Genomic DNA, 13918 nt, shown 5'->3' with positions numbered 1-13918 from the left:
ATGCAAGCATGGATACTTGGCTCGTTGCTCTCGGGAATAAAGACCTCTGGCCCTAATATGTCTTTTTTTGTCTTCCATTAGCACCCAACAGCCGCCATTGTCCAGCTCAGTCCTCCCAGAACTCATCCAGCTCTTTCAGCGCCTCCTTCAATTCCTCCCTGGCCGTTTCAATTTTCCCATTGTCCCTGGTATCCAGAGCGGCCTCGAATTTTCTCAGCTCCAGCTCAATGGCCATGCGCTTGTCGCCCAGGCTCTCTTCATAGAGGCGTTCGCATTTCAGCAGCAGCAGCTTGTTCTCCTCCTGATCGCGGGGATGGATTTTCAGGAAGGAAAGCTCCCGGAACCGTTCTTCGATTTCCTCATCAGTCATCTGCACCTCTTCACCCTTGATGATTTTCCGCGTCATCTCCTGGGTGGAAACCACGGTGGCTTCCACCTCCAGGATAGAATTGATATCATAGGTATAGGTGATGTCTATCGCTTCCTCTCCCGCCTTGTTTTTGGGCACCTCAAGCTCTACCCTTCCAAGGAGCAGGTTATTGGAGGCAAAGCGGCTCTCCCCCTGGAGGACAGGGATGCTAATCTTGGTCTGATCATCATAAATTGTATAAAAACGCTCCGTCCTGCTGGCGGGTATCACCGTGTTCCTTTCAATGATGGGGCAGAAATGCCCGCTCTCATACTGGCCGGAAATGCGTTCCTTCACAGCCACCTCCGTTCCCAGGGTAAAGGAGCAGACATCGGTAAGGATCACCTCGCGGATGGCATCGTTTCTGTCCTTCATGGCAGCCTGGATCGCCGCTCCCAGCGCCACAGCCTCATCGGGATTGATGTGGGTATCGGGCACCCGGCGGAAAAGCCTGCCGATAAACTGGCGCACGATGGGAAGCTTGGTTGCGCCTCCCACAAGCACCACCTCGTCTATCTGGGACAGACGGATGCCGGCGTCGGAAAGGCTCCGTTTCACGGGCTTGCGTATTTTTTCAAACAGCGGAGCGCAGGCTTCCTCGTACTCCGATATTTTAAACGTCTCCTCCCATTCCTCCCCATCCATCACACAGCGCATCACGCTGGAGCGTTCCTCCGAAAAGCCCAGCTTGCACAGCTCCGCCTGTTTTTTCAGGTAAAGCCGCGTTTTCAGGCTCAGCGTTTCTTCCTCCAGCCCCCGGCGTTTTAAAAACAGCTGGTAAAGGACCTCGGTAAAATCCTCCCCGCCCAGGAAATTATCCCCGGCCACGGCGCGGACCTCCAGGATGTTGTCGTACATTTCCAGGATGGAGACGTCAAAGGTGCCCCCGCCCAGATCAAATACCAGGAACTTGCTTGCTCCCTTTTTTTCATACAGCCCATAGGCGATCGCTGCGGCGGTAGGCTCGCTAATAATCCGCTCCACCTTCAGCCCGGCCAGCTCTCCCGCGCGCTTGGTCGCTTTTCTCCTGGAATCGTTAAAATAGGCGGGCACGCTGATTACCGCTTCCGTCACCTCCTCGCCCAGAAAGCTTTCCGCATCCTCCTTCAGGGAACGCAGGACAAAGGAAGAAAGCTCCTCTGCCAAAAATTCCTTTTTCCCTAACCGGTATTTTCTGCCGGTTCCCATGCTGCGCTTGAAAACCTCGGCGGCAGTGCCGGGATAGAGCGCCATTCTCTCCTTGGCGGTCTTTCCCACATAAATCTGATTTTCCTCATCCATGCTCACTACGGACGGCGTAAGATGGTGTCCCAGACGGTTCGGTATGATTTTCGGCCCCTCCTGCGTAAAATAAGCGGCCAGGCTGTTTGTCGTCCCCAGGTCAATTCCTATAATCATTCTTTTTTCCCTTTCCTGTTCTTTGTCTTACCCGCCCGTCCGGCGGCCTTCGTGCACTCCTCCAGACTCTTTTCAATACAGATGTTTCTTCCTCCGATCTCAAATGCCGTGCGGTAATAGCCGCAGGCCGCATCATAATCCTCCGCCGCCTCCGCAAGCATTCCCAGCGCCTGATAATACTCCCAGCATGCAGGCTCAGTACATTGCTGGCAGATTCTTCCCCTGTAAGATCCGGCCGCTTCCCCCTCCGGCTCCTGCGCCTTCATGCAGGGAGCCATTGCATGGAAGCATTGCGCCGCTTCCGTAAGCCTGCCGGAATAATAAAACAGCTTTCCCACCGCAAACAGTCTGGCATTCCTGTACTTTTTCGCCGACAGATATTCCTTCAGGGAACCGTACTTCTTTTCGATAATGCCAATGGATTCATCCGCGTAGCTGCGGGCTTCCTTCCATTCCCCCCGAAAAGCTGATATTTTCGTCATATCATTTACATATTCCTCATACAGAGAGTCTGTTTTTTTCAGGAAGGACTGGGCTGATTTAAAAGTCTTTGCCGCCTTTTTGCCATCTCTTAAGCTGTCCAGGTAAAGCTCCGCCAGCGTAAGGTACGGACGCAGATATTCCGCCTCCTCCCGCATGGCCCGCTCACAAAGCTCTATGGCAGTCTGATATTCTCCCATCTGCTCATAAATCCCGGCCAGCTTCGACTGATAGTAGGCCTTGCGCACTCCCTTCAGCTTCAGGATCTCCTCCAGGATCTGTCTGGCTCTCTCCAGAAGCTCCGGCGTCCCGATCTTCTCCAGAAGCTTCACATAATCCCAACGCACAGCGGCGGATTCAGGGAATTCCGCAATATTTTTCTCATAGGCGGCGGCCGCCCGATCCAGCTGGTTCATTCTTTCATAGCATTCTCCCAGCCCTCTGAAAAAAACGGTGGATTCCTTTTCCGTGCGCAGCGAAATCGCCTTCTCAAACATTTCTACCGCTTCCTCATACTGTCCCGCATGCTTCAGCATGCAGGCCCAGTTGTAGTAAGCATAGGCATTGTCAGGTTCCAGCCTGGCGGCCTCCCTGAAATCCTCCTGCGCCTTTTCCCATTCGCAGCTCTCTATGTAAAGCTGTCCCCTTTCAATATAATAATAGGCTGTGGGGGTCTGCTTCAGCTGCCTGCAGGCATAGTCCAGCGCCTTGTCGTAATCCTCCCTGCGCTCCCGGCTACTGTACTTTTCCCGGTAGATGGCCGCAAGGCGCCCGCAGGCGCTGGGGTGCTCCGGATCCAGCCGCACCGCCTCCTCCAGGCACTCCCTTTCCTCTTCCTCCCGGCCGCCCTTCCTATGGCAGGCAGCCATGTCCGTCCAGATATTCGCGTTATCCGGTATCTGCTCCTTCACCTCTTCATAAACCTTCAGCGCCTGGGTAAAGGAACCGTTCTGATAAAGCAGATCTCCCTTCACCCACACATAAACATAGGCTGACGGGTCAAAACGGATAGCGTTATCTATCAGCTCCAGTGCATTTTTCAGTTCTCCAAGGCTCGAGTGGCACAACGCCATTTCCCGGAAAACCTCCGCTTCCCTGCGATCCAGCTCGGAAACTGCCTCCCCGCCGCTGTCTCCGTCCGTCTTGCGCTCCTCCTCCAGCTTCTTAAGCAGCCCGCCGGAAAGCTTCAGCACCTCCTCATACTGCTCCTTTTCCTCGGCCAATGCCCTCTTTGCCTTCACCTCCATCAGATCCAGCTTCCGGCTGTCCACCTCCGCCTGCGCGGCCTGTTCCACAATATGAAGCACGTCCTTATACTGCCTGTAAATCTGGAAAACATCGGCCGCCAGCTCATAGGGCCGGGGCAGCGCCGCATAAATTTCCTTAATCCGGTAGAAATCATCCACCACCTGCTGCGCCATATGCAGCGCATAGTAGTCCTCCTGCCTGGTCACAAGGGCGGGCAGGTAGCCGTCGTTAAGCCCCAGAATAATATCGCACACATCCACGCTTTCCTGATATCTCCCCAGCTTGAAAAGCGCATCCGCCTTCTGCTGGTAGTAGGCGGCGTCTTCCCGCTGCTCCAGCGCTTTCCCGGCCGCCTCCAACGCCCCTTCATAATCCTCCTGCATCTTCCTGGAGGCCGCCAGAAGGCTGTAGGCGGTACCGAAACGGGCGGGCAGCTCCGCCTTCTGGCTTTCCGTTACCGCCGGTTCCAGACGGATGCTTTCCAGCCAGGAGAGGAACTGCTCCTCCGCCTTTGCATATTCCTTTTCATTGTAATAAAAACGGCCCAGCAGGCTGTGATACTCCGCGGAGTTTGCCTGATCCGGGACGATCCCCTCCATCAGAGAAACTCCTGTTTTACTGTCCTCATTCTGTAAAAGGCACCAGCCCAGCTTGAAAAACAGGGAAAGGTTTTCCTTTTCCGCCTCCCAGTTTTTCCGGTACAGGGGAATCAGCCGTCCATTGACCTCATGGATGGCATCTCTTACATCCTGCGTGTCATAGCCGGCGTCCACCAGCGCGATCAAACGCTTTTTGGCTTCCTCCTCTTTTCCCCGTTTCATTTCGAACTGGCTGCACCGCAGGCACGGCAGATAGCTTACAGGCTCCTTTTCAAGCACCGCCAGGAAATCCAGGTAAGCGCCGTCCTCGTCTCCCGCCGCCTGCCTGACCTGCCCGGCAATATCCCTCAGCCAGGGATCCTCCGGCGTCTTTTCCGTCACCTCTTCCATCAGCCTGCGTGCCTCTTCCTTTTTATCCTTCTGCACCAGTACGGCGGCATAGACCGCGGCTGCGTAAGGGTGGCTGATTCCTGTTTTTCCCAGATCCTCATACAGGCTTTCCGCTTTTTCCGTATTCCCTTCCTGCCATGCGCTGCGCATTTCGTAAAAACAGGAAAGCCACGTATCATAATCCGCGTCCTCCTCCCCTTCAAAAAGGGCATAGGGGAACCATTCCTCCTGGGTGCATTTGTTCTGCACATATTGCAGGAAATCACCGGGGAACTTTTCTCCCAGATCCTCCATATCCTCCATCAGGGAAAATTTCTCGTCTATGATTTTCCAGATTTCCGAGGGCAGACGGAAGTGATCCATCAGAAAGCGCAGCAGGCCGTCCCTTGCTTCCAGCGCCGTCTCCAGATCCACACAGACATCCTGTTCCAGCAGACTTGTCCACAATTCTGTATCCAGCCTGGAGGACAGCCTGCCATAGGCTTCCTTCACCTCCCAAAGCCAGTCCCCCACCGGTCCCTCCGGCAGCTCCTCCTCAGGCTCCTGCGTTTGCGCCGCCAGACGCAGCGCCTGCTCATAAGCCTCCCGCAGACGTTTGAACCCTTCCGGATCATCCTCCGGGTTGGTCCGCGCAAGCTTCCTTCTGTAAGCCTGCTTTATCTGCTCTTCCTCCTTTGTGGGTTCTGTTTCCAATACCAGCCATATCTGTTTTTCGTCCATTGTCGCATCACCTCTGTTAATCTTTCACCCAGCATCCGATCTTCCCGCTCATGAATACTATTTTACTATGTTGGATTTTTACTTTCAACAAAGAAAAACAGACACATAGAAAAAAGGAGCCGTTTTCATTACTGTTCACTCAGTACTGTGCATTTACTGCACAGTACGTAAGAAAGTGATTCAAGAGTGCATAAATCCCATCGCCGCAGGCGATTTTTAATGGATTTATGCAGTTACTGTTCACTCCGTGAACAGTAACCCGTTTTCAGCCTGATCTGCGTAAACCGTATTTTTCAACGTATCTGTTATCCGCACAGCTTGTTTTTCAGGAAAAAAATATGGCAATTTCCATTTCAAACCGGAAATTGCCATAATAATCAGATTTTTTACCTGTTAATTAAAATATATTACGGATATTCGCATCATAAAAACCGGAATCCTTTGTGCGGATTTCCTCAAAGCATTCCTCCGCACGCTGCGTTTCCTTCCTGCCCAGATGGCCCAGCCCTTTCATAAACAGGCAGTGGCTTACGTTCTTCCTGTTCAGATCCTCTTCGAATATGAGGAGATCAGGCAGGGAAACCGCAAAGTAGTCAATCTTCATCTCGTCAAACAGATGGGCTTCTCCGTAAGCTATCAGCTTATTGAAGCGTCCGTACGCCTCCTTCTGCCGTCCCAGCTTCAGGAGGGCCAAGCCCTGGTAATAAATCATTTCCGGTGGCTGGTCATTGTAGTACATCGCTCCTACCGGCTCCGAAATACCTGTGGAGGCCTTTGCAAAGCATTCCGCGGCTTCTTCCGCCCTTCCCTGTGCCTCCAGCGTGCAGCCCAGATAATAATAGATGTGGTTTTCCTGGGCGCCGTAAAGCTTGCCCTCTCCCAGATTCCAGGGATAGGAGCCTGCCGCCTGACGGAGCAGTTCCTCCGCCCGGGCATACTCTCCCCTGGCATTATGTTCTTTGGCCAGCTGCAAAAGGGCTGTCACATACTGCTTTGGAATCTTGCCCTCTCCGCCTTCCCATGGATGGAACTGCCTGCCCAGGGTCCGTTCCAATGCCTCTTCATGCCTTCCCAGGATATTCAGCAGAGTGATATATTCCACATACAGATCATCCCTGTCCCGGGTCTGTTCCATATGCGCCTCCAGCAACGCCGCCCTTTCCTCAGGGCTTCTGCCAACCTTCTTATAAAGCTGATCCAGCTCCATGAACACACGGGAATCCCCGGTATTAAGCATATATGCCTTCTCCAGGGAAGCAAGCGCTTTATCTGCTTCCTGCTTCTTGTTGTAATACACCAGCGCCAGGTTGCGGTGTACCGTAGGGAAGGTGCCATCTCTTTCTCTGGAATATTCCCAGCATTCCAGCGCCCTGTCGTACTGCTTTTTATCGTACCACAGATTTCCCAGATAATAGGGCGCCTTGCTTCCTTCCGGCAGGATCCGGCGCACATGCTCCAGAATCACGATATCCTCCAGGCGGTGTGGGAAGCAGTAATCACTGCAGGCCTCCTCACAGCGCTGCGCCATGGAAAGCGCCTCCGTCTTATCCCCCAGCTGCGCCGCACAATAGGAAAGGGCTGCATAAATGAGAGGATATACCTTTGTTTTATCCGCAAAATCCCCTGCGAAATTCGTAAGCACGCCGCGCGCATCTTCAAAGTCTCCCGCTTCCATGTAATCCATGGCCATTTCCAGGCAGGTATTATGATTGCCGTTTAAAATACGTTTTTCCTCCCAGGACAGCTGTACATCGTCTGCCGCGCCCTCTTTCTCTGCAATCATCCTCAGCTCTCTGCGGCTGTTTGCATCCAGCCCGTCAATAGCGATAGTCGAAAACGTCCATTCCTTTGCCTCTTCTGTCCTTCCCATTTTTCTGAGAAGACAGGATTTCAGGTTTCTTGCCTTGATGTTATGGTAGTTTCTCACAAGGGATCTTTCTATATGGGAAAGGGCGGCTGCAAAATCCCCTCCGGCACAGTCAATACAGGCCAGCTGATAGAAGGCCGCGTCCTGCCAGGCTCCGTTCCATGTGGCTTTGTAAAACGCGTCATAGGCTTCCTGCATTTTCCCCTGGAATTTCAGGGAAAGGCCCAGCTGGTAAAGAGGCTCCCCGTCATAGGGGTTGGGATTGGAGCGCAGCTGCTTCTCCACCGCCCTGCGGAAATAAGGTTCGCTTTCCGCGAACAGCCCTCTGTTAAACAGCAGCTTTCCGTAAGCGTTGTTTAAGCGGATGTCGCTGCCGTCCCTGCGAAGCCCCTCTCTGTAATAATCCGCCGGATCATAGGTGGCATGGCGGTACTGCTCCAGATGCAGGCCGTACAGATACAGATCCTCGCAGCTTGCCGCATCCTCAGGTGCAGGGGCTGCCCTGGCAGGCTCCGGTATCTTAACCACTTCCTCCTTCTTGGGCCTGTAGGATACCAGTTCCTTTCCTTCCTCAGAAATCACCTGAACCAGAAGCTCCTCTTCCCTGATATCCTCCGGCAGCTTCACTTCCTTCCTGTAATGCAGGCCGGGATCCAGCTGTGCGTCCTCCTCAAAAAGGATCTGCTCTCCGCGTGTCAGACGGATTTTTACTTGCTCCTCGCCCATGGTATAAACGGTCACGACAGCGTTCCCGCCTTCCGTTTCCAGTCCCACGGCAGCGTCCAGTGTGGCATTCTTCACCATGCCCACACCCTTGTAGGGCATGAAATACTGGGTAAAGGTCTTTTCCTCATAGGGAGCCAGCCAGGAAAAGTCAGGCTGATTATCCGTAAAGCAGCCGGTCATCAGCTCCACATAGGGGCCGTCCTCATCCGTCAGGTTCCGATCCCAGGCCTGGCCGAATTCCCCGCAGCCCCAGGTCCACTGCTTCTTGCCGGGCGCAATATGATGATCCGCGATATGCAGGATTCCCGCCTCTTTCCCGTAATCATACCCGCCAACGAAATCATAGTCGGAATGGCAGGCCATGTAGGACGTGGGAACCGGGATGTTTTTATACCGGGAAATGTCCACACCTGCGGAATAGTCCGTTTTATAATAGGTTCCCATGGCTATGGGAAAACGGGATACGTCCCTTTTGCCGTGATCCATCACCGCATGCACATCCGGCGGGAACACGGACTGGGTGTTGTCATTGACGGGCACCGCCGGATTGGCCCACCAGAGGAAGGTCTGGGGCACGCTGGTCCGGTTGTAAAGCTGGGCGCGGATTTCCAGCCAGGCTTTATCCGGGTACAGGGTAAAATAGGCGTTTCCCTTGGTGCGAAACATGTTCTCCACCTCGCCCACCATAACGGTGGCGCTGCCGTCTTCGTTTTCCTGCATATGGAAGGACACCGGATCATAGGTGCTGGGCCTGTGGTGCTGCGGCCAGTTGAACTCAATGCCTCCTGAAATCCAGGGACCTGCCAGGCCTACCAGCGCCGGCTTAATCACATGATTATAATAGACGAAATCATAATTGTTGGTTTTATCCGTGGCTCTCTGGATTCTTCCTCCCAGCTCCGGAAGCACCATGATTTTCAGATAATCGTTTTCCAGGAAAACGGCGCGGTAGGTTACATCCTTTTTTTCATCATAGATTTTATCGATGACGGGATGGGGATATACCTTGCCCGAGCTTCCCTGATACACTCTTTTTTCCAGAAACATGGGATTTTTATTGGGTTCCCCGATTCCATAGGTGGGGATTACCACATTTTCCTCCCAGACCTTTGCTTTACCGTGTTCCATTTATTGCTTCTCCTTTCTCAGACTGATTTCCAATGTGAAAGCGAACTCCCCGCCCGGCTCCAGCACACGGATGGTGCCGTTTTTTATTGCCCTTGGGACATCGTCATAAAAACCGGTGGCCGGCTCCAGCGCGCAGTTATAATCTCCCCTGTAGCCGCCTGCGGTGATCCATACGCCCAGATAGGGCAGCTTATTTGCATCATATTTCAAAGTGCAGCGCACTTCCCGGGAAGGATACCACAGGCCGCACTGTCCCGCATGGCTCCTGCCCTCCCCGTAATATTTTACCGCCGAATGGCTTTCAGCCTTCGGCACCCTGGTAAAATCATAGCGGCCGTTCACCGCCTCCAGGATGCTTCCCGCCGCCCCCATCACCGGATGGTCGGCCACACAGCGGTACCTTTCAAAATCTTCAGGCAAAAGCAGCCGCATATCCTCCTCATAACGCATCAGGCCGTGGAAGGTCCACAGCCAGGGAAAGGCTGTTTCGGACCTGTTTTCTATCCGGTAACGGATGAAAAGGGAATTGCCCGACAGGGAAAACCGCTTCTCATACAGATAACCGAACCTGCTGCTTTCCCAGGAAAGCAACGGCCCCTCCGGGGTCTCACACACAGTAAAAGGGTGGCTCCATATCTCTCCGTGATCCGGATAGCAGTACGTCCTTCCCTCCCACTGTGTCACACAGGCGTCTATGTTGGGGAACGCATCATCCAGTCCGGAAGCGTCATACCTGGAAAAATCCGGCCCGGTATCCCCATCCTGCGCCGCTGCTGTGTCTTCCTTCCCGTAATCCTCCTGCGGCTGCCGGTATTCCCCTCCCGTATTGGGAGCTGCCAGTTCAAAATCATTTTCCTTCAGGCGCAGGGAAGTGATTTTGCCTCCCAGCCCGGGCAGGATGCGCACCGATAGCGCTTCATTTTCCAGTGTCAAAAATTCATTGCCCTCCATCATATGTAACCTCCAGAATCATCAGCCTGCTGCCATAGTCTCCCCGAAGCCTGACGGCTGTCTGGCTTTTATTTGTCTGACTTTTATTTGTCTGGCTTTTAGTCCTATGGCTTTTAACTGTTCGTCTTTTATCTGTCTGACTTACGGCCGTCCGCCTTTTGGCTGCCCGTATTGAACCTTACTTATACATTTTCACGCATAAATATCCCCTGTTTCGGAATTTTTCCTTCCCCGGAATCACTTTATGGGCTTATTATAAGATGGCATCAAAAGAAAAGCTATAATAAATGCATGCAGTCATTTATATAAATCTTGCATTTTCTCCTGCCGCCCTTTACACTGGAAATAAGGAGGGACTGCTGCCATGCTTGTTTATGATCAGTATATATACCCGGAGAAACCGGATATTGACGATGACATCGTTGTGTTCCACTCCGGCTTCTGCTCTACATCTCCCAATTACAGCTACGGCAAGGATACCCGGGACTACTATCTCATTCATTTTGTCACCCGGGGGAAGGGTACCTACCGGGTAGGGCAGCGCATCTTCCATCTGTCCGCAAACGATGGTTTTCTAATCACTCCCGGCACCACAATCGTACATACGGCGGATAAAAAGGAACCCTGGGATCTGTGTTGGGTTGCCTTTTTCGGCAGGCGCGCTGCCGCACTTCTGGAAAAAGCCGGATTGGACGAAGAGCATCTGATTTTTCATTATGATAAGGATGATTTTCTGGAAACCTGCATCAAGAATATTTACAATGAGAGCCGAACCGGCAAAAACATCGCCTCCATTAAAGGCTATTTCTACCTGTTCGCCGGCCGGCTGATAGAACTGAATGAGGAAAAAGAAAAGAAAGAACCTGACATCGTCAGCTTTTCCCGCTTTGACGACGCCGTCATCTATGTCCGGCGGAATATCCGCTCCCGGATCACAATCGAAAACCTGGCAAACTACATGCGGCTGGACACCTCCCAGGTCTACCGCATATTCAAGAAAAATACCGGCATGTCCCCGCAGTGCTTCATCACCCGCATGCGGATGGATAAGGCCTGTGAAATGTTGGAAAAAACAGATCTTCCCGTGAAGGAAATCGCCGAATGGATGGACTATGAATACCAGTCCCATTTCACGAAGCAGTTTCGGAAGGAAATGGGGCTTTCACCTTCGGAGTACCGGGAACGGATTGCGGATAAAAAGAAGCCATAAAAACAGAGTATCGGATACTGGAATTTATCCGATACTCTGTTTTTAAATGACTTAAATTCCTGTTTTGCCTTTATTTTTTATCCTGGCTGCGTTTCCTCCTGTTCCAAAAACCAAAGCCGCCTAATACTGCCGCCGCACCCGCAAATACCATAAGCCAGGAAATCACAGGCGTCATATCTGACGTACCCGGACCTTGGGCCTCACCTAAAACACCGATCTGGGCTTCAGGGATTTCTATCACAGGAGCCGCGCTGTCTCCGAGCACCGCTGTAGCTGGCACAGCAGGCGTCCCCGGTGTTGACGGTGTTCCCGGCGTATCTTCAGGCGGCGGAGTCCCTTCCGTCTCATATTGATTTCTGAATTCCACACCGGCAAGCTTATCCCCTCCCGTTGAGGGATGAAGTACAGCGGCAGCTTCCAGACCGCTGCCGTCTTCGGCATTGACAATATAGACCGTCAAATTGTATATGGTGCGGTCATAGGTGCATTTCGCATTTGTTCCCGGTTCCTGATAGACCGTATAAGTATAAATTCCCGGTCTGTCATAAGTTATCATTGGAAAATTCCCGCTGCCTCCTCCAGTGATAACCATGGAGTACACCCCATTCTCTGCGCCGTCCGGCATGGGATACGACTCGTGTCCTGCAGACAGCTTTACTGTGAAGTCCTCCGCCCTGGAGGGGAGTGTTCCCGAAAGGGAAATCTTCACCGGTATGGAAATCCCCGCTTCCCCGGCCGCAAAGGCTGTCTGTGCATTGAGCATAGTACAGATCACCATCCACAGCAATGCCGTAAATATGCTGATAGTCTTCTTTTTCATGTGCCCCCTCCTTCTAATCCGCTGTCTGATAAGGTTTCATTACAGCCAGAATAATGGTTCGCGCATCTGTAAACTCCGTAGAGCAGGTAGACAGGGCAAGCAGCTTAGGTTCCTTAAGCCTGTTCACCTCTTCCAGAGTATTCTCATGAAGATACAATGCGTTTTCCTCTATATAAGCAAGCTCTCCATCTATATCAGCCTGCCACTGCTCCGTATTAAAAATAAAATCATCCGAAACCGGAATTATAAGGCAGGCAAGGATTTCCAGTTTATATGCCCTGTCGGGCAGTATCAGCATTCCCGTGGTATTATCATCGAAAAATGCTTTCTTTTTATATAACTCAAGATCTCCGAACATTCCGCTGTTTTCCATATGATGCCCATACAGCAGGGAATAGGTGTCAGCAAAGGTTCTGTCATTGCGGGAATCCAGAAATATACTTCCCGCAAGGGCAAAATTGCCGTAAACGTCTTTATTGATATAAGCCAGATTCGTATCTCCCTGTAAAACAGGATAGTCCACCTTGGTGTTATCCAGGCTCACCCAGGCGCATACATCCGGGTTAACGGCCAGCAGCTCCTCAAAGGAGGCGCCGTTTTCCACATCCTGTGTTTGAGGCTTCAGTTTCAGCATGTCCGCCTGTACATCTTTGGCAGCCGCATAAATACGGCTGTTATCCCATAAAGCATAGGCTGCATATACTCCGGCGGTACAGAGGGAAAAAAACACAATGAAGCTGACTATAAAATTCACGGCTTTTAACAGGATTTTTATCATAAATTGAAACAGGCTTATCTGACAGCCCTGCTCCTTTCCATCACACCAGACTGTCGGATTCACAGAGGGCCGAAACGCCCTCTGTACCCGACGGCAGGAATTTACATCGTTAACATACTTCTCCGTTACTTTTCACGGGAGCTGCGTTTCTTTGCGAAAAATACACTCATACCGCCAAAGACACAGGCCAGAATCAGAACATAAGGAACATTGTCAAGAATGACGCCGGTATCAATATCCATATCTTTATTGTTGGTAATTGTCACCGTATCGGAAGCGGAGTCTATTTTACAGTTTCCATCTGATAAAGTATAGGCCGCTTTATCATAATCATCATTCCCCTCCTCATCCTTTGTATAATCAGCTTCTGCAACGGTATAGGTAACACCATAAGGCAGGTTTTCAATGGTAATGGTATCATCGTGTTTCAGATAAAAATCTGTAGGGATTCCGATTTCAATGATTTCCGGATTCTCCTCATAACTGCCGCCTGTAACGCTGTAAGAGGTAGCATAGCCTTTTTCTTTTTCGCCAGTGAGGGTAACGGTCACCTTAAAGTACTTTTCCTTATCTCCCATATTTCCGGTAACTACCTTGGCGATTGCCAGGGAACCTGCGGAATATTCATTCGGGAATTTATCGGCTTTATCCCCGTCCTCTGCCTCGGTATGAACTGCAGCTACACGGAGCCTGCCATTCTCCCCCTGCAGAACGGTTACCACCAGCTTAATCTCCTTATCATAATATGTAACACCAGCGGTTTTTCCTGGAATTTCTTTGAATGAATAGGTATAAACGCCAACGCTACTATAATTATCAGGCAAGGTTATGACAGCGGTCTTTTTCATATTTTCGGAACCCGCTTCCCCCAATTCATAGCTTATACTGCCAATTGTAGGAGTCGGCATATTCTCTACAGTTACTCCTTCCGCAGCATCTGTAACGGAGACATTGGTCAGTTCACTGAAAGTAAATGTCTCGGCAGGTGATGTCGTACCAGGATTCGTCAGTTTATACTCCTTGGTAATTGTTACTTGGGACATGTCCGTATAATTCCCTTCCGCAGCCAATGCAACGGTGCCCATGCTCAGCATAAGAACAATAGCGAACACAATGGATAAAATTTTCTTCATTTGGATTTCCTCCCTTTCCTTTAATGGGTTGTATGCTGATTCAGTACTTCCGTACTGATCA

8 protein-coding genes are annotated in these 13918 nt (G+C 51.5%); 1 reads left to right on the top strand and 7 read right to left on the bottom strand.

Annotation, left to right across the window (positions count from 1 at the left end; all coding sequences use genetic code 11):
- Window positions 1-106 precede the first annotated feature (106 nt).
- From HMPREF1548_RS12935 to HMPREF1548_RS12920, 4 genes are all read right to left on the bottom strand, one after another.
- Entirely contained in the window at window positions 107-1807 is a 1701-nt protein-coding gene (locus tag HMPREF1548_RS12935) for a molecular chaperone HscC (protein WP_021636632.1), read from the bottom strand.
- Complete coding sequence (locus tag HMPREF1548_RS12930; protein ID WP_021636631.1) at window positions 1804-5244, bottom strand: J domain-containing protein; 3441 nt, start codon at window positions 5242-5244, stop codon at window positions 1804-1806. Before HMPREF1548_RS12930 ends, HMPREF1548_RS12935 begins: the two co-directional genes overlap by 4 nt.
- A 397-nt stretch (window positions 5245-5641) precedes the next feature.
- Window positions 5642-8965, bottom strand: a complete 3324-nt coding sequence (locus HMPREF1548_RS12925; RefSeq protein ID WP_021636628.1) for a DUF5107 domain-containing protein — start codon at window positions 8963-8965, stop codon at window positions 5642-5644.
- Window positions 8966-9919, bottom strand: a complete 954-nt coding sequence (locus HMPREF1548_RS12920; protein ID WP_021636627.1) for an aldose epimerase family protein — start codon at window positions 9917-9919, stop codon at window positions 8966-8968.
- Window positions 9920-10280: 361 nt separating this feature from the next.
- On the opposite strand from HMPREF1548_RS12920, the gene HMPREF1548_RS12915 reads away from it, so the two are divergent.
- A complete protein-coding gene (locus HMPREF1548_RS12915; RefSeq protein WP_021636625.1) occupies window positions 10281-11126 on the top strand; it encodes an AraC family transcriptional regulator in 846 nt (281 codons plus the stop codon).
- 70 nt (window positions 11127-11196) lie between these two features.
- Here the strand turns inward: HMPREF1548_RS12915 and HMPREF1548_RS12910 are convergent, their stop codons facing one another.
- The 3 genes from HMPREF1548_RS12910 to HMPREF1548_RS12900 form a co-directional block, all read right to left on the bottom strand.
- Window positions 11197-11946: a streptococcal pilin isopeptide linkage domain-containing protein gene (locus HMPREF1548_RS12910; protein ID WP_021636624.1), complete on the bottom strand. Its 750-nt coding sequence runs from the start codon at window positions 11944-11946 to the stop codon at window positions 11197-11199.
- Between the two features lie 13 nt (window positions 11947-11959).
- Window positions 11960-12787 carry a class B sortase gene (srtB, locus tag HMPREF1548_RS12905; RefSeq protein WP_021636623.1) on the bottom strand — a complete coding sequence of 276 codons (828 nt, stop codon included), beginning with the start codon at window positions 12785-12787 and terminating at the stop codon, window positions 11960-11962.
- Between the two features lie 62 nt (window positions 12788-12849).
- Window positions 12850-13857 carry a DUF7601 domain-containing protein gene (locus tag HMPREF1548_RS12900; protein ID WP_021636622.1) on the bottom strand — a complete coding sequence of 336 codons (1008 nt, stop codon included), beginning with the start codon at window positions 13855-13857 and terminating at the stop codon, window positions 12850-12852.
- Window positions 13858-13918: the final 61 nt, after the last annotated feature.

This window comes from Clostridium sp. KLE 1755 (assembly GCF_000466465.2).
GTDB classification, from domain to species: domain Bacteria; phylum Bacillota; class Clostridia; order Lachnospirales; family Lachnospiraceae; genus Eisenbergiella; species Eisenbergiella porci.
The sequence above is the reverse complement of the archived record's forward strand: the minus strand, read 5'-3'. Positions and strand labels throughout refer to the sequence as shown.